We start from the raw sequence: 19,969 nt of genomic DNA, 5'->3' as shown, positions 1-19,969 counted from the left end.
TGCTAAGCGTCTTCTTCGATTGGCTCGTAGGGCAGGCCGACGTAGTTTTCTGCCAGTGTTGTGCGACCGGCTGCGGAGCTCACGTAATACTCAAGCTCGGTTTGCTGGATACGCTGGCTGAAGGCGTCGCTGTCCGGGAATCGATGCAGCATGGAGGTCATCCACCAGGAAAACCGTTCGGCTTTCCAGATCCGCCGCAGGCAGATCTGCGAGTAGCGCTCGAGCAGATCGGTGCGACCTTCGCCGTAGACCTTGCGCAGGATGTTGTACAAGGTGCTGACATCGCTGGCCGCCAGGTTCAGGCCCTTGGCGCCGGTGGGCGGGACGATGTGCGCGGCGTCTCCGAGCAGGAACAGCTTGCCGTACTGCATGGGTTCGACGACGAAGCTGCGCAGCGGCGCGATGCTTTTCTCGATTGACGGGCCGGTCACCAGGCGCTCGGCAAGATCCGTGGGCAGGCGCGATTTCAGTTCAGTCCAGAAGCGCTCATCGGACCAGTCCTCGACCTTTTCTTCAGCCGCCACCTGCACGTAATAGCGAGTGCGTGTCGGTGAGCGCATGCTGCACAGGGCGAAGCCGCGCTCGTGGCGGGCGTACACCAGTTCGTCGCTGACCGGCGGGGTATCGGCCAGCACGCCGAGCCAGCCGAACGGGTAGACCCGCTCGAAAATCTTCAGCGCCTCGGCGGGAATCGATTGCCGGGCGATGCCGTGGTAGCCGTCGCAGCCAGCAATGTAGTCGCAGTCCAGGCGAAGCACTTCGCCGTTTTTTTCGAAGGTCAGGTAAGGGTGCTCGGACTTCAGATCATGGGGCCGGACGTTGTCGGCTTGATAGACGGTCACGGCGCCGCAGGCCTGGCGCGCTTGCATCAGGTCACGGGTGACTTCGGTCTGGCCGTAGATCATCACCCCTTTGCCGCCGGTCAGGCCCTTGAGGTCGATGTGTTCGCGGCGCCCGTCGAAGGCCAGTTCAAAACCGCTGTGGGGCAGGCCTTCGGCGTCCATGCGCGCACCGACGCCGGCTTCGCGCAGCAATTGGACCATGCCTTGTTCCAGCACCCCGGCACGGATGCGCCCGAGCACGTAGTCGGCGCTCTGGCGCTCGACGATGACGTTGGCAATCCCGGCCTTGTGCAGCAACTGGCCGAGCAGCAGTCCGGCAGGGCCGGCACCGATAATGGCGACTTGAGTCTTCATGGTTGTTATCCCAGGCAAGCTTCAGCGCAGGGCCGAAAGCAGCTTATGATTGTTGTGCTTGCATTTTTCGCTTGGAAAGACGGGCGAAGAAGGGATAAAAACCGCAGGAAGCAGGACTTTTCACTAATCAGTGCGATTATCGGGCATTGCCCTGGAGCCAGTTGATCAATGAGCAAGGCGTCGATACCGGTATTCAAACTGTATGGCGAACAGTTGCAGTGGCCGACCCCGGACCTGCTGCACTGCGAGTCGATCCCGGCGCGCAGCCGCTTGCACGACTGGGAAATCGAGCCCCATCGGCACGCCGATCTGTGCCAACTGCTGTTCCTTTATGCCGGCCAGGCCGAGATCGAAGTCGAAGGCCAGGTGCGGCGTCTGGAGCAGGCGGCGATCCAGGTGGTACCGGCGCTGTGCGTGCACGGCTTTCGTTTTTCCAGCGATGTCGACGGCTACGTGGTGACGCTGGCGGCGCCGCTGGTCAACCTGCTGCACACGCAACTGGCCGGCGCACCAGCGGCCCTGGCCCAGGCCGGCACCTACCTGGCAGGCGACGATCGCAACTATCTCTACAGCCTGTTCAGCGCCTTGCAGCAGGAGTACCAGCGGGACCTGCCCGGGCGCGATTTGCAGTTGCGCTCATTGATAAACCTGTTGGTGGTGTGGATCAGTCGCCAATGTTTGCAGCGTCATGGCCAAGGCCTGGCGGTGGCACGCGGACGTGAGTATCTGGAGCGCTTCAACGCGCTGGTCGAGCAGCAGTTTCGTCAGCAGCCGAGCGTCGAGGGGCTGGCCCATGAGGTGGGGATTTCGGTGGCGCACCTGAACAGCATCTGCCGCGAACTGGCCGGGCAGTCGGCCTTGCAGATCATCCATCAACGCCTGTTGCTCGAAGCCAAGCGCGAGCTGATCTACACCAGCCTGAGCATCAAGCAACTGGCCGACAGCCTGGGCTTTGCCGACCCTGCGTATTTCTCGCGGTTCTTCCGCCGCCTGACCGGCAAGGCGCCCAGTGACTTTCGTCACCAGCCCGGGCAATCACCTACTTGAGTGCGCTCAGCGTCGCGGTGTGCGGCACGCAGTGCGCCAGGCTGCAACTGGCGGCGGAGTAGGGCTGATTGCGGATCTGTTCAACCCGCCAGGCGGCGGTGGCATACAAGCCGACCACAGCGGCCATGGCACAGATAACGGCGCATTTTCTGGATTTGACGCCCATGATGCTCACCTCCTGCCAACCACCTACAGGTGCTATTCAAAGCATAGGTCAGCTTGGCCGGGTGTGCCCGTCTAGAGCAGGTCCTGGTCCCAGATAGGCTCGGCGGTAAAGCGCTCGGCGAGAAAGTCGAGCATGCTGCGCAGGGTCGCCGGCATGTGCTTGCGCGAGGTGTACACAGCGTTGAGGTTCAGCTCGCGCGGCTTGGCCCGGGGCAGCAGGCGAACCAGCTCGCCACTGCGCAGGGCGCCGGCAGCCTGGTAGGTCGGCAGCATGGCCACACCGGCGCCAGCCAGCGCCGCCCGTTGCAGGGTCATGGCTTCGTTGGCGCTGATGTTGCCTTGCACCGGTACCGACACCACCTCGCCAGCCACGTCGAAATGCCACAGGCTGCGACCGAAGTAAGAATGGGTCAGGCAGTTGTGCTGGCTGAGCTCCTGCACCTGCTGCGGCGCCGGGTGCTGGCGCAGGTAGGCGGGCGAGGCGCAGATCACCGAGCGGCATACGCTCAGGCGCCGGGCGATCAGGTTCGGGTCCAGGTCGTTGCTGGTGCGGATCGCCAGGTCGATGCGCTCATCCACCAGGTTCACCGTGCGGTCGAGCATCTGCAGGTCGATCTTTACCCCGGGATAGCGTTTGACGTAGTCGGCTACGGCGTCCATCAACTGTGCCTGGCCGAACGAGGTGCTGACGCTGATGCGCAACTCGCCGCGCGGCGCATCGTTGGGGGTACTGACCGCGGCCTGCAGGTCGCCGGCAAGCTCGAGCATCTGCCGGCAGCGCGGCAGGGTTTCCTGGCCGGCGGCGGTCAGGCTCAGGCGCCTGGTGGTGCGCTGCATCAGGCGCGCGCCGACCCAGTCCTCAAGCTCGGCCAGGTAGCGGGAAACCACCGGCCGGGAGAGTTCCAGGTGGTCGGCGGCAGCCGATTGGCTGCCCAGGTCGACCACGCTGACGAAGACCCGCATTGCTGTCAGACGATCCATGATTTGCCCGCTTTCAGAAACAAACTAATCCTAAGCATCGCATTTTTTGTGACGGATCGTGCAACTAAGCTGTTGCTCATTGCCCACTTCACAGGAATCACCTTGATGCCTCGTTCGTTCTCCCTGCGCCGCTTGTTGCTCGCCTTTGCCACCCTTGGGGTCATGGCCCAGGCTTCGGCCGCCGAGCCGCTGAACCTGGATGTCTACAATCCGGGTAGCAATGCCCTGTTTCCGGTCAGTTCGGTGATCGTCAGCGGCAAGCATGACGCCATCCTCGTTGACGCCCAGTTCGGCAAGGCCCAGGCCGAACAGGTACTGGCCAAGCTGCAAGCGAGCGGCAAGCAACTGACCAATATCTATATCAGCCACGGTGACCCGGACTACTACTTCGGCCTGCAGACCCTGACCGACGCCTACCCCAAGGCCAAAGTCGTGGCCTCGGCGGCGACCGTCGCCCATATCAAGCAGACCATGGATGGCAAGCTGGCCTACTGGGGCCCGCAGATGGGCGCCGACAAGCCGGCGAAGCTGATCGTGCCGCAAGTGCTGCAAGGTACCGAGCTCAAGCTTGAAGGCCAGCGCCTGCAAGTGGTTGGCCTCGACGGCCCGCAACCGGACCGCAGTTTCGTGTGGATTCCGTCGATCAAGGCGGTGGTCGGTGGCGTGGTAGTCGCCGAGAACCTGCACGTGTGGATGGCCGACACGCAGTCGGCGCAATCGCACAAGGACTGGCTGGCGACCCTCAAGCGTATCGAGCAGCTCAAGCCCGACACCGTGATTCCTGGCCACTACCTGGGCCAGAGCAGCCGTTCGCTCAAGGCGGTGCAGTTCACTGCGGACTATATCCGGGCCTTCGACGAAGAAACCGCCAAGGCTGGCAACGCCGCCGAACTGATCGCGGCGATGAAAAAACGTTACCCGGACCTGGGCGAAGAGAGCTCGCTGGAGCTCGGCGCCAAGGTCGCCAAGGGCGAGATGAAGTGGTAAGCGTTGTTCAATCCTGACTGGAGAATGTCCATGAGCAAGATCGCAATCATTGGGGCTACCGGCCGTGCTGGCAGCCAGTTGCTGGAAGAGGCCCTGCGCCGCGGCCACAGCGTTACCGCCATTGCCCGAGACCCGTCGAAACTGCAGGGGCGTGAGAGGGTGAAAAGCGTGGCGCTGGACGTCAGCGATGCCGCCGCCCTTGAACAGGCAGTCGCTGGCCACGACGTGGTACTGAGCGCCGCACACTTTTCCAGCATCAAGCCGCAGGCCATCATCGAGCCGGTCAAGCGCGCCGGGGTCAAGCGCCTGCTGGTAGTAGGCGGGGCCGGCAGCCTGTTGCTGCCGTCGGGGCACAAGGTCATAGACAGCCCGGACTTTCCCGAGGCCTACAAGGCTGAAGCCACCGCCGGCGGCCACTACCTTGACACTCTGCGTCAGGAACAGGAACTGGACTGGAGCTTCCTCTCGCCTTCGGCCGAGTTCGTCGAAGGTGAGCGCCGCGGCGCTTACAAACTGGGCAAGGATCACCTGCTGATCGGCGCCGACGGCAAGAGCTGGATCAGCTTTGCCGACTACGCTATCGCCATGCTCGATGAAGTAGAGAAACCGGCACACTCGCGCCAGCGCTTCACCGTCGGTTACTGAGGCACCTGGGCCTGCTCGCACAACCAGGCGAGCAGCTCCAGCAAAGCCGCTGAAGCCGACCCTTGCGGTCGCACCAGGTAATAGGCCTGGCCAGTGCTGACCTTGAGCGGGAACGGCATCACCAGCCGTCCGCACTTGAGGTCATCACCGATCAGCGACCAGTCGCCGATGGCCACCCCGGTGCCCTGAGAGGCCATGGACATGGCCATGTCCAGGGTTTCGAAATGCTGGCCCTTGCCCTGCCGGGGCAGGTTCGCCCCGGCGGCATCGAGCCAGGCATTCCAGTCGCGCTGGTCGCGGGTCGGGTGCAGGAGCATGTGCTGATCAAGGTCGGCGACCTGTTGCAAGGGCAGGGCGCCGCTCAGCAGTTGCGGCGCGCACACCGGCGTCAGTTGTTCATCAAAGAGCTTCTGGGTCTGTAGGCCATGGTTGGGCCGGGCGCCATAGACCACCGCCGCATCGAACACTTCCCGACGAAAATCCACCCCGTGCTGCACCGTGGTGGTCAGCTCCACCGGCACGTCCGGGCGCAGCGCCTGCCATTCCATCAGCCGTGGCAGCAGCCAGCGCATCACGCAGGTCGGGGCTTTGAGCTGCAAGGTGGTACTGCGCGCCCCGACCTGCTGCACGCCTTCCTCGATCAGGGCGAACACCTGCTGCACCCGCGGCAGCCAGTCCTGGCCTTCGCGGGTCAGGCTCAGGCCGCGGGCCTGACGCAGGAACAGCGGATAACCCAGGTGCTCTTCAAGGCCGGCAATCTGCCGGCTCACCGCACCCTGGGTGATGTGCAGCAATTGCGCGGCGCGGGTGAAGTTGCAGCACTGGGCGGTGACCAGAAAGGTGTGCAGCGCAGGCAATGGAGGCAGGCGTTTCATCAGCTTGAGCCATGACTTGGGAACATGGCTAGTATGAGCTTTTTTGCATTGTGCAGGTAGCCGTCGGGCGGTCCAATACAGGCTGTTTCCCGAACAATTACAGGCACACGATCATGGCGACTTGCGGCGAAGTACTGGTCAAACTCCTTGAAGGCTATGGCGTAGACCATGTCTTTGGAATTCCCGGCGTGCATACCGTGGAACTCTATCGCGGGCTGGCAGGCTCGAGCATCCGCCACATCACTCCGCGCCACGAGCAAGGCGCCGGTTTCATGGCTGACGGCTATGCCCGTACCCGTGGCAAGCCGGGTGTGTGCTTCATCATCACCGGCCCGGGCATGACCAACATCACCACCGCCATGGGCCAGGCCTATGCCGATTCGATCCCGATGCTGGTGATCTCCAGCGTGCAGTCGCGCGACCAGCTGGGTGGTGGGCGCGGCAAGCTGCACGAGTTGCCGGCGCAGGGCAACCTGGTGGCCGGTGTGGCGGCGTTTTCCCACACGCTGATGAGCGCCGATGACCTGCCGTCGGTGCTGGCCCGTGCCTTTGCCGTGTTCGATGGCGCCCGGCCACGCCCGGTGCATATCGAGATTCCGCTGGATGTACTGGTCGAAGACGCCGATCACCTGCTGGCCTGTGCCCCGGTGCGCATCGCCCGTGCTGGCGCCGCGCCTGCGCCGGTTGCGCAAATGGCCGCCATGCTCGCTGCCGCCCGGCGGCCACTGATTCTCGCCGGAGGTGGCGCCATTGACGCCAGCGCCGCGCTGACTCGCCTGGCTGAATACCTGCAGGCCCCGGTAGCGCTGACCATCAACGCCAAGGGCGTACTGCCGGCCAGCCACCCGCTGCAGATCGGCTCGACCCAGTCGCTGGTGGCCACCCGCGCCCTGGTCGCCGAGGCCGATGTGGTGCTGGCGATCGGTACCGAGCTTGCCGAGACCGACTACGACGTGACCTTCAAGGGCGGTTTCGAGATCCCCGGTGAGCTGCTGCGCATCGACATCGACCCCGACCAGACCGTGCGCAACTACCCGCCGAAGGTCGCTTTGGTCGCCGATTCGACCATCGCCACCCAGGCCCTGCTGGTCGCCCTGGCCGAGCAACCGGCCCCGGTGCGCGGCGCCGAATGGGGTGCGGCCCGTGCCGCGCACCTGCGTGAGGTGCTGCAAGCCGAGCGCGACCTGCCGATGCGCAGCCAGACGCGCATGCTCACAACCCTCCTCGAAACCCTGCCCGGCGCAGTGCTGGTCGGCGATTCGACACAGCCGGTGTACACCGGCAACCTGACTCTGGACATGGACCAACCGCGGCGTTGGTTCAACGCCTCGACCGGCTACGGTACCCTCGGTTACGCCCTGCCGGCAGCCATGGGCGCCTGGCTGGGTAGCGCTGAAGTGGCGGCCGAGCGCGCGCCGGTGGTGTGCCTGATCGGTGACGGTGGCTTGCAGTTCACCCTGCCGGAGCTGGCCAGTGCCCGTGAGGCGCAGGTGCCGCTGATCGTGCTGTTGTGGAACAACCAGGGCTACGAAGAGATCAAGCGCTACATGGTCAACCGCGCCATCGAACCGGTCGGTGTCGACATCTACACCCCTGACTTTATTGGCGTGGCCAAGGCCCTGGGCTGCAGCGCCGAATCGGTGGGTGACCTTGCCCAGTTGCGTGAAGCCTTGCGCCAGGCTTGCGATCGCAAAGGCCCGAGCCTGATCGAAATCGACCAGGCCACCTGGATGCAGGCGGTGCCCGCATGATCAAGCTGCCTGGCATCTATATCGAAGGCGTCTGGCAGCATGGCCCGCAAGCGCTGGCGGTAATCAACCCGAGCAACGAGCAGATGCTGGCGGAAGTTGCCGGGGGTGACGCTGAAGCCGTCGAACGGGCAACGCTGGCTGCCCAGGCTGCGTTTGTTGAGTGGTCCACCTCCAGCGGGCCGACCCGTGCGGCGATCTTGCGGGCCATTGCCGAGGGCGTCGAAGCGCGCCGCGAGCGCCTGGTGCAGTTGCAAGCCAGCAACAACGGCAAGCCGCTGGCTGAAGCCCATATCGATGTCGATGATGTCGTCGCCACTTTCCGCTATTACGCGGAACTCGCCGATAACCTCGGGCGTGACCGCTCGGTGGCGCTGCCCAGCGAAGACTTTGTCGCCCGGGTGCGCCGTGAACCGTGCGGCGTGGTCGGCTTGATCGTGCCGTGGAACTTCCCCATGGTCACTACCGCCTGGAAGCTCGCGCCAGCCCTGGCGGCCGGCTGCTGCGTGGTGCTCAAACCGTCGGAAGTCACGCCGCTGGCCGAGCTGGAACTGGCGGCAATCATCGCCGAAGCGGGGCTACCGCACGGGGTGTTCAACCTGGTCTGTGGTACTGGCCTTGCAGTGGGCGCGCCGCTGGCGGCCGATCCGCGTGTTGCCAAGATTTCCTTCACCGGCAGCAATGCGGTGGGTGTGCAGGTCATGCAGCGCGCGGCGGAAACGGTCAAGGGCGTGAGCCTTGAGCTGGGCGGCAAGTCGCCGTTGCTGGTGCTCGAGGACGCCGACCTCGAACTGGCAGTGGAGCTGGCTTGCCTTGGTGGCTTCTTCAATGCCGGGCAGATGTGTTCAGCGACCAGCCGGGTGCTGGTCGCCGAAGCCCTGTACCCGGCATTTATCGATGCCCTGAAGGCCCGCGCCGAAGGGATTCGCGTCGGCGAGCCGTTCAGCGGCGACAGCGAAATGGGGCCGCTGGTCAACCAGGCCCAGTACCAAAGGGTGCAGGCGCATATCGCCGCAGGCCTGCAAGCAGGGGCGCAGTTGCTGTGTGGCGGCTCACGGCCGGCGCAGCTGCCTTGCGGCTATTTTGTCAGCCCGACGGTGTTCACCGAGGTGCCACTGGACAGCGCCTTGTGGCGAGAGGAAATCTTCGGTCCGGTGCTGTGTGTGCGCTCGTTTGCCACCGAAGCCGAGGCGCTGGCGCTGGCCAACGATACCGAGTTCGGCTTGGTGGCCAGTGTACTCAGCCGGGACTTGCAGGCGGCTGAACGGGTCGCCAATGCCTTGCAGGCAGGGCTGGTGTGGATCAACGCGCCGCAAGTGATTTTCCCGCAGACGGCCTGGGGTGGCTACAAGCAGAGCAGCCTGGGACGGGAGCTGGGGCCTTGGGGCTTAAGTGCGTTTCAGGAGATCAAGCACGTAGTCAGGGCGGTGTAGGCTTCATCGCGGGTCAAGTCGAGTCGTCGCACCCGCGATAGCTATCTAGAGCGCGCTGCGCAACCTTGCCAGGTCGCGCACCGGCGGCGCCCCATACAAGCGGCTGTACTCGCGGCTGAACTGCGATGGGCTTTCATAGCCCACGCGATAACCCGCCACTGCCGCCTCCAGCCCGTCATTAAGCATCAGCCGCCGCGCTTCCTGCAGGCGCAACTGCTTCTGGTACTGCAACGGGCTCATGGACGTCACTGCCTTGAACCGGTGATGCAGGGTCGAAGTACTGAGGTTGACCTCGCGCGCCAGTTCGTCGATGCGCAATGGCCGATCAAAGTGCTGGTTGAGCCATTCGATGGCCTGGCACACCCGGTGGGTCTGGCTGTTGGCCATGGCGATTTCATACAGCCGGTAACCCTGCGGGCCTCGTAGCAGCCGATAGAGAATCTCGCGCTGGATCAGCGGTGCGAGGATCGGGATGTCCTTGGGTGAATCGAGCAAACGAATCAGCCGCAGCAACGCATCGAGCAACAGCGGATCGGTCCGTTCCACATACAGCCCGCGCCCCGACGGCAAGCTCGGTACGCCCAGCGGGCCGGCATCGGCCAGCAGGTTGTTGATCTGCGCCGGGTCGATGTTCAGGCGCACGCCCAGGCTGGGGTTTTCCGGGCTGGCCTCGAGCAGCACGCCGCTGATCGGTAGTGCCACCGACACCACCATGTAATGCAACGGGTCGTACATATAGCGCTCGTCGCCCAGGCACACCTCCTTGCTGCCATGGGCCAGGATGCACAGCGCAGGCTCCGCCAGGGCCGGCATGGAGCGCACGCTTTCTTCGTAGCGCACCAGAAACAGGTCTTCAACCGCCGACTCGACGCCAGCCTGGCGTGGTGCATGGCGCTGGATAAGATCCGCCAGCTCCTGGCGCTGGCGCTCCAGGGCAGGGTCGAGGATCAAGCGGTTGGGGTCGGTAGCGGACATGGGAGCGATTCCTCGGAGAACGACTGCAGGATAGGTTTGTGCAAGCCACGGCGCTAGTCGAAAGCTGCCGCCTGCTTGCCTGATCCTGCAAGGCGCGCAGGATCAGGCAAGCGCTCGACAGGAATCGCCTAACCGCCGCGCAGGCGCGTGGCCTAACCTGTGCAGCCTGGCAATTTCATCTGGCTGCACATGGAGAAACGCTCATGACCTCGGCACAATCGGTCACCCACCTTGCTTTTATCCGCGCCAGCAGTGGTCGTTCAGACGAACTGGGCGAGCGCCTGCGTGATCTGCTGGAACCCTCGCGCCAGGCCCCCGGCTGCCTGAAATTCAGCCTGCAACGCTCCCAGGCCGACGCCGACCTGTGGCTGCTCAGCGGCTTCTGGCGCGATCAGCAATCGATGAGTGGCTACTTCGCTTCACCGACCCTCGAGCTGTTCGGCGAGTTGGTACAGGCGCGGGTGGTCGACAGCCTCGACCTGCATACCTTCGGCGAACCATCTGCAGGTTAGAATGGCGGCTTTCGGCAATTGATGTGGATTCAAGGCACATGGCACGTAAAGAATTTTCGCAGTTCGAAGCAGTATCGGCAGCCGTGCGCGGCGACGACGGCTACCACGCCGCCATCGCCGTCAAAGGCCTGGGCGCCTCCGGGGCGCCGCGCTTTCACAAGGTCTTGCTGGAGCAGACCTTCAAGACCGCATTGGCCGCTGATGAAGCAGCCTGCGCCGAACTTGAACGCCTGCAGGGCGTCGATGACGACGCCGAGCTGGTCTGGCAACTCAGCTGTTGACCTGCGGGCGGGCCATTTTGAACAGGTTGCCCAGCTCGAAGTAATCCGCCGGGCCGCCGCCACGCAGGATCGGCTGGCCCGCAGCGGTATCGTAGATACCGTCCTTGAGCAGGTGCTCGGCGATATGCACCGCCACCACTTCACCCAGCACCAGCCAGCTAGGCACCAATGCCTGGTCGGCACTTTGCAGCTGGATGATCTGGGTCACCTTGCACTCGAACGACACCGGGCTTTCTTGCACCCGCGGCACCGCAATCACCTTTGACGCGACGGGCGTCAGCCCGCTCAGGGCGAACTCGTCGACCTGCGGCGCAACCGCAGCGCAGCTCTGGTTCATGGCCTCGGCCAGCGGCAGGGTGGCCAGGTTCCAGGCGAACTCGCCGGTCTGCTCGATGTTGTTCAGGCTGTCTTTACGCCCGACGCTGGAAAAACCAATGATCGGCGGAATGTAGTTGAAGGCGTTGAAGAAGCTGTAGGGCGCAAGGTTCAGGCGACCTTCGGCGTCCTGGGAGGAAATCCAGCCAATCGGGCGGGGGCCGACGATGGCATTGAACGGATCGTGGGGCAGGCCGTGGCCTTTTGCCGGTTCGTAGTAATACATCTGCGCTGGCCCGAAGGCCTTCCCTGTGAGTAAGCCTCTAGTGTGCCAAGGCTTGGCCTTGCTGAAAATGACTAAGCCCGGCCGAAGCCGGGCTGACTGCGTCGCAGCAGGGGTTAGCTGATGCGGTGGGCCTGAGTGCGATCGAAGCCGTCTTCAGCGAATTTGGCGCCGCCAGTGCGATCGAAACCGTCTTCGGCAAATTTGGCCGCGCCGGTGCGATCGAAACCATCTTCTGCATAAGTGGCCGACTGGCTTTGCACGGCGCTGAAGTTGTGGCCGTTGGTGCGGTCGAAGCCGTCTTCGGCGAATGCGTTGGCAGCCAGTACCGAGAAGGCCAGGGTCAGGATCAGTTTGCTTTTCATGGTCGTTGCTCCGAGGTGGTGAGGGGTTGTTTGTTTCTATGGGTTTAATGCTACGCCGATTAAATTGATTAAAAAGCGCAAAAAATAGCGTATAAAAATCGAATAACTAGATGTGTTTGGCGACAGTCCCGCCTTTATCGCGCACCTGTGGGAGCGGGCTTGACCCGCGATGCAGGCAACCCGATCTCCCATGGGTGAACAATGCCCCCCCAGGATTAATCAGTCGTTAAACCGGCCAAAACACTTTTTTCATCAGCCCACTACCGATTTTTCATCGGCGCTTGCGCAGTCTCTGCCGCACCTGACACTGGAGCGCTACCCGATGAATAAACTCCCCCAGATCACCTTGGCCTTCTGGGTCATGAAGATCTGCGCCACCACCCTCGGCGAGACCGCCGGCGACCTGCTTTCAATGACATTGAACGTGGGCTACGCCATGAGCTCGCTGATCCTGATCAGCGTGTTTCTCGCCACCCTGGTCACCCAACTGTTTTCCAGGGCCTACCACCCAGTGCTGTACTGGCTGGTAATCCTTTCTACCAGCACCGCCGGCACGACCATGTCCGACTTCATGGACCGCACGCTGGGCCTGGGCTACGCCACCGGCTCGGCGATCCTGATCGGCATTCTGTTGCTGACCTTTGCCCTCTGGCGCCTGAGCGGCAATCCGCTCAACGTCAATCACATCAAGACGCGCAAGGGCGAGCTGTTTTACTGGGTGGCGATCCTGTTCTCCAACACCCTGGGCACGGCGCTGGGCGACTACCTGGCAGACGATTCGGGCCTGGGCTTTGCCGGTGGCGCCTTGCTGATCGGCAGTGCCATTGCCCTGGTGGTAGTGGCCCGGTACTGGACCCGGCTGTCCGGCGTGGTGTTGTTCTGGATCGCCTTCGTGCTGACCCGGCCCTTTGGTGCGACCCTGGGCGACTTCCTCACCAAACCCCATGAAAAGGGCGGCCTGGACTTCGGCACGGTAGGCTCATCGGCGGTATTGGGCGGTATCTTGCTGGCGATGATCGGCCTGGCCTATTACTACAACAATCGCAATCAGCGCCAGGCGCTGGCCGAGTTGTCCTGAACCGGGTCATGCAAAAAAGGGGCGTCCATTGCTGGACGCCCCTTTTCATTTACAGCGCAAAGTTGGCTGTCAGTCAGTGGTGATCCGCGAATGCTTGCGGGTGTCCTTCATGAACACATACACCAGCAACGAGCAGGCGATACAGGCAGTCACATACCAGTAATAGCCGGTCTCCATGCCGATGCTCTTGAACCACAGCGCGACGTATTCAGCGGTACCGCCGAAGATCGACACGGTCAGGGCGTACGGCAGGCCAACGCCCAGGGCGCGGATTTCGGTCGGGAACAGCTCGGCTTTGACCACGGCGTTGATCGAGGTGTAGCCGCTGACGATGATCAGCGCCGCCATGATCAGGAAGAACGCGCCCCACCAGGTTTCGATGGTGTGCAGGGTGGTCAGGATCGGGACCGTGCACAGGGTGCCGAGCACGCCGAAGGCGATCAGGATCGGGCGTCGGCCGATCTTGTCGGAGAGGCTGCCGATGACCGGCTGCAGGCACATGAACAGGAACAGGGTGGCCGCCGAAATGGTGGTCGAGTCGGAGATGCTCATGCCCACCGTGTTCACCAGGTACTTCTGCATGTAGGTGGTATAGGTGTAGAAGGCCAGGGTACCGCCCATGGTCAGGCCGACCACGGTAGCCAGCTCTTTCGGATGGCGCATCAGGGTGCGCATCAGGCTTTCCTTGGACTTTTCCTTCTTGGTGAAGGAGGCGGTTTCTTCCATGCCGCGACGCAGGTACAGGGCAACCACCGCACACAGTGCGCCGATCACGAAGGGTACGCGCCAGCCCCAGGCATACAGCTGCTCGGTGGTCAGGGTCTGCTGCAGGATGATCAGCACCGCCAGGGCGATGAGCTGGCCGGAGATCAGCGTCACGTACTGGAAGCTGGAGAAGAAGCCACGGCGTTCCTTGGTGGCCATCTCGCTGAGGTAGGTGGCGGAGGTGCCGTACTCACCGCCTACCGACAGGCCTTGCATCAGGCGGGCGATGACCAGCAGTACCGGTGCGGCGACGCCGATGGTTTCATAACCCGGGGTCAGGGCGATGACCAGCGAGCCTGCGCACATCAGCAGTACCGAGGCCATCAGTGCGGCCTTGCGGCCCTTGCGGTCGGCGTAGATACCCATCAGCCAGCCGCCGATCGGGCGCATCAAAAAGCCCACGGCGAAGATCGCAGCGGTGTTGAGCAACTGGGCAGTGGTGTCGCCAGCAGGGAAGAAGGCTTTGGCGAAGTACAGGGAAAACGCGGCGTAAACGTACCAGTCGTACCATTCGACCATGTTGCCGATCGAACCGCTGAAAATCGACTTGAGTCGGCTTCGGGTGGTTTTTTCCGCGGCGGGCGCAACGGCCGCCCCGGCGGGCAGGGTGGTGGAGTTATCCATCGAAGGGACCTTCATAGTTGTTTTTGTGGAGCGCGCCGAAACGCAGCCTGCCAGGGCTATAGCAGAAGCTGTGCCAGGTGCTGGAAGCCCGGTCTAGAAGGGTTGTATGGATGTGGTGAGCGGAAATCCGCCTATTCAAACGGGTGGGTCGGCGAAAATCCGCTTATGTTGATCGGCGTTTCGATCAAGCAGGGCCGAGAAAATCTTCACGCAACAGGCCGTGGCGTTGCATCTTCTCGTTGAGGGTGCGCCGCGGCAGTTGCAGCTCTTCCATGACCGCCTTGATCTCGCCCTTGTGCCGGCTCAAGGCGGCGCGCAGGCACTGGGCCTCGAAGGCCTCCTGCTGGGCGGCCAGCGACTGCCCGGCTTCGATGGGCGCCGCTGCCGGCTCGCCCAGGCCCAGGGCATGGCGTTCGGCGGCGTTGGCCAGTTCACGGACGTTGCCCGGCCAGTCGTGCCCCAGCAGCTTGCCCAGGTGCGCGCCACTGAGTAGCGGCGCACTGCGGCCAACGCGCTCGGCGGCCAGGCGGGCGAAGTGGTTGAACAGCAGCGGAATGTCTTCACGGCGCTCGCGCAACGGCGCCAGGCGCAACTCGGCGACGTTCAGGCGGTACGCGAGGTCTTCGCGAAAGCGTCCGGCGCGGGCTTCTTCGAGCAGGTCGGGCTTGGTTGCGGCGATGATCCGCAGGTTGACGCTGATGCTCTGGTTGGCGCCCAGGCGTTCGAGCTTCTGCTCCTGCAGCACGCGCAGCAGCTTGGCCTGCTGGGCCAGCGGCATGCTTTCGATTTCGTCGAGGAACACCGTGCCGCCGTTGGCGTATTCAAGCTTGCCGATGCGCTTGCCCTGGGCGCCGGTGAAGGCGCCGCTTTCATGGCCGAACAGCTCGGCTTCGAACAACTGCTCGGGGATTGCCGCGCAGTTGAGGGCAACGAAAGGCTTGCCGGCGCGCGGGCCGAAGTCGTGCAGGCAGCGTGCGACCTGCTCCTTGCCGCTGCCGGTTTCGCCGCGAATCAGCACATTGACCGGCAGGCTGGCGAGGTCCAGCACCTGCTTGCGCAACTGCTGCATGCCCAGGGACACACCCAGCAGGTTCGCCTCCAGGCGCACCTTGAAATCGGCCTGCTCATGCAGGCGGCGGTTCTCCAGCACCAGCTGGCGTTTTTCCAGGGCGCGGCGCAGGCTGCCGAGCAGGGCTTCGGGGCTGAAGGGTTTTTCCAGAAAGTCGTAGGCGCCGTTGCGCATGGCCTCGACCGCCATCGGCACATCGCCGTGCCCGGTGAGCAGAATCACCGGCAGGTCGGCATCGCTGGCCTGCAGCTTTCCAAGCAACTGCAGGCCGTCCATCCCTGGCATGCGCACGTCACTGAGGATCACCCCGGGGAAGTGCCCGGGCAGTTGCTCAAGGCAGTCTTCGGCGCGGCTGAACAGTTGCACGTTGAAGCCCGACAGGCTCAGCCACTGCTCTACGGCGGTGCGGATGCTGGCTTCATCGTCGACGACCATTACTGAGTTCAACATGCAGGTTCCGGGTCCATAGGCAGGGTCAGGCTGAAACGGGCGCCGCCGGGCTGGTTTTCAACCTGCAGGCGGCCACCGGCTTCGTGAATGATGCCATAGGAAATCGCCAGGCCCAGGCCCAATCCTTCGCCCACCGGCTTGGTGGTGAAGAACGGGTCGAAGACACTGCCCAGGTGTTCGGCGGGGATACCGCCACCGCTGTCGAGCACGCTCAGGCGCCAGTGCTCCTGCTCGGCATCGATGCGCACCTCAAGGCGTTTGTAGCTCTTTTCGGCCATGGCATCCAGGGCGTTGCGCAGCAGGTTGATCAGCACCTGCTCAAGGCGGATCGCATCGCCGCGCACCCAGGCCGGGCGGGCCAGGTACAGGGCGACGCTGACGTCTTCGGCGCGGATCCGCGCATCGAGCAACTGCAGCGCCTGGTCGACCACGGTGGCCAGGTCCAGGCGTTCGCGCAGGCCGCTGGGGCTGTTGCGGGCGAAGGTCTTCAGGTGCCCGGTGAGCGCCGCCATGCGCGTCAGCATCTGCTCCAGCGGCTCCAGGGCCTGGCGCGCTTCGTCCAGGCGCTGGTTGTCGAGCAGCAGGCGCAGGGTTGCCAGTTGCATGCGCTGGGTGGTCAAGGGTTGGTTGATTTCGTGGGCCAGGGCCGCCGACATCTGCCCCAGCGCCGCCAGTTTGGCCGATTGCACCAGGCCTTCCTGGGCGGTGCGCAGGTCGCGGGTGCGGGCCTCGACCAGGCGTTCGAGCTCTTCGCGGCTGCGTTGGCGCAAGCGCGCCAGGCGCAGGCGCTGGCTGATGAACAACAGGGCGAACACCAGGCTTAGCCACACGGCAGCGGCGGCCAGCGCGGCGTTGCGCCCGTCATCGCTGACCTGCGGCTTGCGCAGCAGGTGCAGGGTCCAGCCTTCGGCCTCCAGCGGCAGGCTTTCCCACAGGTAATCGGTGCTGCCCTCGGGGCCCTGCACGCGCATCAGGTGGCTGTTGGCGTCGAAGCTGCTGAGGATATGGTGCTGCAATGGCACCAGCGGTTGCTTGTCGTACTGGCGGGTAGCGGCCAGTTCCGCGCGGTCGGCGCTGCTCAATGGTTGCAGTTCGCGGTAGCGCCAGCCGTCCTGGTTGGCGATGAAGATGATCCCGCGGGCGTCGCTGACCAGGAGGATATCGCTGCCCTGGCGCCATTCGCGCTCAAGCTCGGGGAACTCCAGCTTGACCACCATGGCGCCGAGAAAGCGGCTGTTTTCATCATGCACGGCACTGGACAAGAAATACCCCGGCACGCCGCTGGTCACGCCCACCGCATAGAAGCGGCCGCTGCCCTGGCTGCGGGTCTGCTTGAAGTACGGGCGAAAGCCATAGTTGGAGCCGACATAGGTGCTGGGCAGGCGCCAGTTGCTGGCGGCCACGGCCAGGCCGGTGCGGTCGAGCAGTTCCAGGGTCGAGGAATTGGCCGCGCCGTTGATGCGTTCCAGTTTGCGGTTCAGGGCGTCCTGCACCGGGCCTGCGACTGGCCCGCGCAAGGCGCTGATCAGTTCCGGGTCGAGTGCCAGCACGGCGGGCAAGGCGCGGTAGCGCTCGATCAGGGTGTGCAGCGACGTGGCATACAGCCCCAGTTGCTCATTGGCCCGGCGGGCATCCTCGACCATCGACTGGCGCTTGGCATGGTGCATGGCCCAGCCTGCGGTCAGCAGGGTACCGGCAAGAATGAAGAACAGAATCAGGCCCAGACGCAGGGCGCGAAAGGAAGAAGGCATGGTGCAAGTCCCGGCAGTGGGGAAGGCCTCCTGGCCTTCCCTTGGAGCATGGCAACGTTGTTACAGCAGCTCGAAGCTCTGTTGTTGCACGGCCTGCGAATCGAGGCCGACCTGGACCCGGAACTCGCCCGGTTCCGCCGCCCATTGCAGCTGGCCGTTGTAGAACTTCAGGTCGTCGGCTTTGATGGTGAAGCGCAGGGTGCGTTCTTCGCCAGCCTTGAGCATGACTTTCTGGAAGTTCTTCAGCTCCTTGACCGGGCGGCTCATGGACGCGGTGACGTCCTGCAGGTACAGCTGCACCACGGTTTCGCCATCACGCTTGCCGGTGTTCTTGACCACGATGCTGGCTTCCAGGTCCTGGCCCTGTTTGACCGTCTTGCTCGAAAGCTTCAGGTTCGCCAGGCTGAAGTCGCTGTAGCTCAGGCCGTAGCCGAAGGGGTACAGCGGGCCGTTTGGCTCTTCAAAGTACTGCGAGGTGTAGTTGCCTGGCTTGCCTGGGGTGAACGGGCGGCCGATGCTCAGGTGGTTGTAGTACATCGGGATCTGCCCGACCGAGCGCGGGAAGGTGATCGCCAGCTTGCCCGACGGGTTGTAGTCGCCGAACAGCACGTCGGCAATGGCGTTGCCGCCTTCGGTGCCGCTGAACCAGGTTTCCAGAATCGCATCGGCCTGCTCGCGTTCCCAGGCCAGCGACAGCGGCCGGCCGTTCATCAGCACCAGCACCAGCGGTTTGCCGGTGGCTTTCAGGGCCTTGATCAGCTCGCGCTGGGCGGCGGGGATTTCCAGGGTGGTGCGGCTGGACGATTCGTGGGACATGCCACGGGACTCGCCCACCACCGCCACCACCACGTCGGACTGCCTGGCAGCCTTGACCGCTTCATCGATCAGCACCGCGGCAGGGCGCGGATCGTCGATGATTTCCGGGGCATCGAAGTTGAGGAAGTTCAGGTAGTCGAGGATGGCCTTGTCGTGGGTGACGTTGGAGCCTTTGGCGTAGATCACCTTGGCCTTGTCACCGAGCGCCTGGCGCATGCCTTCGCGCACAGTGATCGATTGCTGCGGGCGGCCGGCGGCGGCCCAGCTGCCCATCATGTCGATCGGGGCATCGGCCAGCGGGCCGACCAGGGCGATGGTGCCGGCTTTTGCCAGCGGCAGGGTCTGCTGGCGGTTTTCCAGCAAGACCAGGCTGCGGCGCGCGACGTCACGGGCCTCGGCGCGGTGCAGGCGGCTGTCGGCATAGGTGTCGGCCGGGTCGTCGCTGGCCTTGCCGATGCGCCGGTAGGGGTCTTCGAACAGGCCCATGTCGTACTTGGCGCCGAGCACTTCGCGCACGGCGTTGTCGATATCGGCCTGCTGGATTTCACCGGCCTTGAGCAGGCTGGCCAGCTCTTCGCCGTACAGCGAGTCGTTCATGCTCAGGTCGATGCCGGCCTTGATCGCCAGCTTGGCGGCTTCGCGGCCATCGCGGGCGACACCGTGACGCACCAGCTCGGTGATCGCCCCGTGGTCGCTGACGGTCACGCCTTTGAAGCCCCAGTCCTTGCGCAGCAGGTCGTTCATCAACCAGGTGTTGGAGGTCGCCGGAACGCCGTTGATCGAGTTCAGCGCCACCATGACCCCGCCGGCGCCGGCATCGATGGCGGCGCGGTAGGGTGGCAGGTAGTCGTTGAACATCTTGGTCGGGCTCATGTCGACCGTGTTGTAGTCGCGCCCGCCTTCCACCGCGCCGTACAGGGCGAAGTGCTTGACCGCGGCCATCAGGCTGGTTGCCGCCGCCGGGCTCGGGCCCTGGAAGGATTCGACCATCACCTTGGAGATGCGCGAGACCAGGTAGGTGTCTTCGCCGAAGCCTTCACTGGTACGGCCCCAGCGCGGGTCGCGGGCGATGTCGACCATCGGTGCGAAGGTCATGTCGATGCCGTCGGAGGCGGCCTCGGCGGCGGACACCCGGCCAACCTTGGCGATCGCTTCCATGTCCCAGCTGGCGGCCAGGCCCAGGCTGATCGGGAAGATCGTGCGGTGGCCGTGGATCACGTCGTAGGCGAAGAACATCGGGATCTTCAGCCGGCTCTTGGCGGCGGCATCCTGCATCGGCCGGTTTTCTGCGCGGGTGATCGAGTTGAAGGTACCGCCGATGCGGCCGGCAGCGATTTCCTTGCGGATCATCTCGCGGGGCATTTCCGGGCCGATGCTGATCAGGCGCAACTGGCCGATCTTTTCATCCAGGGTCATCTGCTTGATCAGGTTGGCGATGAACGCCTGTTTGTCCTGCAGCGGGGCGGCAGAGGTGTCGGCAAAGGCCGATTGACTGGCCAGGCTGACAACCAGACCCAGCAAACACAGCTTGTTCATGAATTCTGTTCTCAAGGCTTGCGGCAGTATTCACGGTGATACTGCCCAGCCGAAGTTGGGGAAGCGGCTATT

At 63.9% G+C, this 19,969-nt stretch carries 18 protein-coding genes and 1 pseudogene; 8 read left to right on the top strand and 11 right to left on the bottom strand.

Going from position 1 to position 19,969, the window contains the following annotated elements:
• Positions 1–2: 2 nt before the first annotated feature.
• Positions 3–1,196 carry a 4-hydroxybenzoate 3-monooxygenase gene (gene pobA, locus LOY22_RS21405; protein WP_093379954.1) on the bottom strand — a complete coding sequence of 398 codons (1,194 nt, stop codon included), beginning with the start codon at positions 1,194–1,196 and terminating at the stop codon, positions 3–5.
• A 168-nt stretch (positions 1,197–1,364) separates the two neighbouring features.
• Between pobA and LOY22_RS21400 the strand changes: the two genes are divergently transcribed.
• On the top strand, positions 1,365–2,243 hold the full coding sequence (locus tag LOY22_RS21400; protein WP_258594732.1) for a helix-turn-helix domain-containing protein: 879 nt from the start codon (positions 1,365–1,367) through the stop codon (positions 2,241–2,243).
• On the opposite strand, the gene LOY22_RS21395 is transcribed toward LOY22_RS21400, so the two are convergent.
• Together LOY22_RS21395 and LOY22_RS21390 are read right to left on the bottom strand one after the other, a co-directional pair.
• Positions 2,236–2,409 (bottom strand): hypothetical protein, encoded by a 174-nt coding sequence (locus LOY22_RS21395; protein WP_176794223.1) that lies wholly within the window; start codon positions 2,407–2,409, stop codon positions 2,236–2,238. The two genes, LOY22_RS21400 and LOY22_RS21395, sit on opposite strands and share 8 nt — an antisense overlap.
• Positions 2,410–2,480: 71 nt before the next feature.
• Entirely contained in the window at positions 2,481–3,389 is a 909-nt protein-coding gene (locus LOY22_RS21390; protein WP_045197516.1) for a LysR family transcriptional regulator, read from the bottom strand.
• Positions 3,390–3,494: 105 nt separating this feature from the next.
• On the opposite strand from LOY22_RS21390, the gene LOY22_RS21385 reads away from it, so the two are divergent.
• A complete protein-coding gene (locus LOY22_RS21385; protein WP_258594729.1) occupies positions 3,495–4,376 on the top strand; it encodes an MBL fold metallo-hydrolase in 882 nt (293 codons plus the stop codon).
• Positions 4,377–4,406: 30 nt separating this feature from the next.
• Positions 4,407–5,021 (top strand): NAD(P)-dependent oxidoreductase, encoded by a 615-nt coding sequence (locus LOY22_RS21380; protein ID WP_045197520.1) that lies wholly within the window; start codon positions 4,407–4,409, stop codon positions 5,019–5,021.
• On the opposite strand, the gene LOY22_RS21375 is transcribed toward LOY22_RS21380, so the two are convergent.
• Complete coding sequence (locus LOY22_RS21375) at positions 5,015–5,896, bottom strand: LysR substrate-binding domain-containing protein (protein WP_213603367.1); 882 nt, start codon at positions 5,894–5,896, stop codon at positions 5,015–5,017. The genes LOY22_RS21380 and LOY22_RS21375 overlap by 7 nt on opposite strands.
• A 113-nt stretch (positions 5,897–6,009) precedes the next feature.
• Here LOY22_RS21375 and LOY22_RS21370 point away from each other — a divergent pair, with 113 nt between their 5' ends.
• Both LOY22_RS21370 and LOY22_RS21365 read left to right on the top strand, forming a co-directional pair.
• Positions 6,010–7,647: a 5-guanidino-2-oxopentanoate decarboxylase gene (locus tag LOY22_RS21370; protein WP_258594727.1), complete on the top strand. Its 1,638-nt coding sequence runs from the start codon at positions 6,010–6,012 to the stop codon at positions 7,645–7,647.
• Positions 7,644–9,077 (top strand): aldehyde dehydrogenase family protein, encoded by a 1,434-nt coding sequence (locus LOY22_RS21365; protein WP_258594725.1) that lies wholly within the window; start codon positions 7,644–7,646, stop codon positions 9,075–9,077. Before LOY22_RS21370 ends, LOY22_RS21365 begins: the two co-directional genes overlap by 4 nt.
• Positions 9,078–9,122: 45 nt before the next feature.
• Here LOY22_RS21365 and LOY22_RS21360 read toward each other — a convergent pair whose 3' ends face one another.
• A complete protein-coding gene (locus tag LOY22_RS21360; protein ID WP_045197533.1) occupies positions 9,123–10,052 on the bottom strand; it encodes an AraC family transcriptional regulator in 930 nt (309 codons plus the stop codon).
• A 203-nt stretch (positions 10,053–10,255) separates the two neighbouring features.
• Here LOY22_RS21360 and LOY22_RS21355 point away from each other — a divergent pair, with 203 nt between their 5' ends.
• On the top strand, positions 10,256–10,564 hold the full coding sequence (locus LOY22_RS21355) for an antibiotic biosynthesis monooxygenase family protein (protein ID WP_045197535.1): 309 nt from the start codon (positions 10,256–10,258) through the stop codon (positions 10,562–10,564).
• 38 nt (positions 10,565–10,602) lie between these two features.
• A complete protein-coding gene (locus LOY22_RS21350) occupies positions 10,603–10,845 on the top strand; it encodes a hypothetical protein (protein ID WP_213603373.1) in 243 nt (80 codons plus the stop codon).
• On the opposite strand, the gene LOY22_RS21345 is transcribed toward LOY22_RS21350, so the two are convergent.
• Complete coding sequence (locus LOY22_RS21345) at positions 10,835–11,446, bottom strand: flavin reductase family protein (protein ID WP_195884920.1); 612 nt, start codon at positions 11,444–11,446, stop codon at positions 10,835–10,837. The two genes, LOY22_RS21350 and LOY22_RS21345, sit on opposite strands and share 11 nt — an antisense overlap.
• A 116-nt stretch (positions 11,447–11,562) precedes the next feature.
• Positions 11,563–11,808: pseudogene (locus LOY22_RS21340) on the bottom strand (hypothetical protein); the annotation flags it as partial.
• A 322-nt stretch (positions 11,809–12,130) separates the two neighbouring features.
• On the opposite strand from LOY22_RS21340, the gene LOY22_RS21335 reads away from it, so the two are divergent.
• A complete protein-coding gene (locus LOY22_RS21335) occupies positions 12,131–12,886 on the top strand; it encodes a hypothetical protein (RefSeq protein WP_195884919.1) in 756 nt (251 codons plus the stop codon).
• A 69-nt stretch (positions 12,887–12,955) separates the two neighbouring features.
• Here the strand turns inward: LOY22_RS21335 and LOY22_RS21330 are convergent, their stop codons facing one another.
• The 4 genes from LOY22_RS21330 to bglX form a co-directional block, all read right to left on the bottom strand.
• Positions 12,956–14,275, bottom strand: coding sequence for an MFS transporter (locus LOY22_RS21330; RefSeq protein WP_045197546.1), 1,320 nt, complete (start codon positions 14,273–14,275; stop codon positions 12,956–12,958).
• A 184-nt stretch (positions 14,276–14,459) separates the two neighbouring features.
• On the bottom strand, positions 14,460–15,794 hold the full coding sequence (locus LOY22_RS21325) for a sigma-54 dependent transcriptional regulator (RefSeq protein WP_258594719.1): 1,335 nt from the start codon (positions 15,792–15,794) through the stop codon (positions 14,460–14,462).
• Positions 15,788–17,545, bottom strand: coding sequence for an ATP-binding protein (locus tag LOY22_RS21320; protein WP_093379981.1), 1,758 nt, complete (start codon positions 17,543–17,545; stop codon positions 15,788–15,790). The genes LOY22_RS21325 and LOY22_RS21320 overlap by 7 nt, the downstream gene beginning before the upstream one ends.
• A gap of 60 nt (positions 17,546–17,605) precedes the next feature.
• On the bottom strand, positions 17,606–19,897 hold the full coding sequence (bglX, locus tag LOY22_RS21315) for a beta-glucosidase BglX (RefSeq protein ID WP_213603376.1): 2,292 nt from the start codon (positions 19,895–19,897) through the stop codon (positions 17,606–17,608).
• Between the last annotated feature and the right edge of the window lie 72 nt (positions 19,898–19,969).

The sequence above is a fragment of the Pseudomonas sp. B21-035 genome (assembly GCF_024748945.1).
In the GTDB taxonomy this organism is placed as follows: Bacteria; Pseudomonadota; Gammaproteobacteria; order Pseudomonadales; family Pseudomonadaceae; genus Aquipseudomonas.
The sequence above is the reverse complement of the archived record's forward strand: the minus strand, read 5'-3'. Positions and strand labels throughout refer to the sequence as shown.

Bases quoted from the DNA above. Each gene is read 5' to 3' on its own strand.
- pobA (WP_093379954.1), bottom strand. From the start codon at position 1,196: ATGAAGACTCAAGTCGCCATTATCGGTGCCGGCCCTGCCGGACTGCTG.
- LOY22_RS21400 (WP_258594732.1), top strand. From the start codon at position 1,365: ATGAGCAAGGCGTCGATACCGGTATTCAAACTGTATGGCGAACAGTTG.
- LOY22_RS21395 (WP_176794223.1), bottom strand. From the start codon at position 2,409: ATGGGCGTCAAATCCAGAAAATGCGCCGTTATCTGTGCCATGGCCGCT.
- LOY22_RS21390 (WP_045197516.1), bottom strand. From the start codon at position 3,389: ATGGATCGTCTGACAGCAATGCGGGTCTTCGTCAGCGTGGTCGACCTG.
- LOY22_RS21385 (WP_258594729.1), top strand. From the start codon at position 3,495: ATGCCTCGTTCGTTCTCCCTGCGCCGCTTGTTGCTCGCCTTTGCCACC.
- LOY22_RS21380 (WP_045197520.1), top strand. From the start codon at position 4,407: ATGAGCAAGATCGCAATCATTGGGGCTACCGGCCGTGCTGGCAGCCAG.
- LOY22_RS21375 (WP_213603367.1), bottom strand. From the start codon at position 5,896: ATGAAACGCCTGCCTCCATTGCCTGCGCTGCACACCTTTCTGGTCACC.
- LOY22_RS21370 (WP_258594727.1), top strand. From the start codon at position 6,010: ATGGCGACTTGCGGCGAAGTACTGGTCAAACTCCTTGAAGGCTATGGC.
- LOY22_RS21365 (WP_258594725.1), top strand. From the start codon at position 7,644: ATGATCAAGCTGCCTGGCATCTATATCGAAGGCGTCTGGCAGCATGGC.
- LOY22_RS21360 (WP_045197533.1), bottom strand. From the start codon at position 10,052: ATGTCCGCTACCGACCCCAACCGCTTGATCCTCGACCCTGCCCTGGAG.
- LOY22_RS21355 (WP_045197535.1), top strand. From the start codon at position 10,256: ATGACCTCGGCACAATCGGTCACCCACCTTGCTTTTATCCGCGCCAGC.
- LOY22_RS21350 (WP_213603373.1), top strand. From the start codon at position 10,603: ATGGCACGTAAAGAATTTTCGCAGTTCGAAGCAGTATCGGCAGCCGTG.
- LOY22_RS21345 (WP_195884920.1), bottom strand. From the start codon at position 11,446: ATGTATTACTACGAACCGGCAAAAGGCCACGGCCTGCCCCACGATCCG.
- LOY22_RS21335 (WP_195884919.1), top strand. From the start codon at position 12,131: ATGAATAAACTCCCCCAGATCACCTTGGCCTTCTGGGTCATGAAGATC.
- LOY22_RS21330 (WP_045197546.1), bottom strand. From the start codon at position 14,275: ATGGATAACTCCACCACCCTGCCCGCCGGGGCGGCCGTTGCGCCCGCC.
- LOY22_RS21325 (WP_258594719.1), bottom strand. From the start codon at position 15,794: ATGTTGAACTCAGTAATGGTCGTCGACGATGAAGCCAGCATCCGCACC.
- LOY22_RS21320 (WP_093379981.1), bottom strand. From the start codon at position 17,545: ATGCCTTCTTCCTTTCGCGCCCTGCGTCTGGGCCTGATTCTGTTCTTC.
- bglX (WP_213603376.1), bottom strand. From the start codon at position 19,897: ATGAACAAGCTGTGTTTGCTGGGTCTGGTTGTCAGCCTGGCCAGTCAA.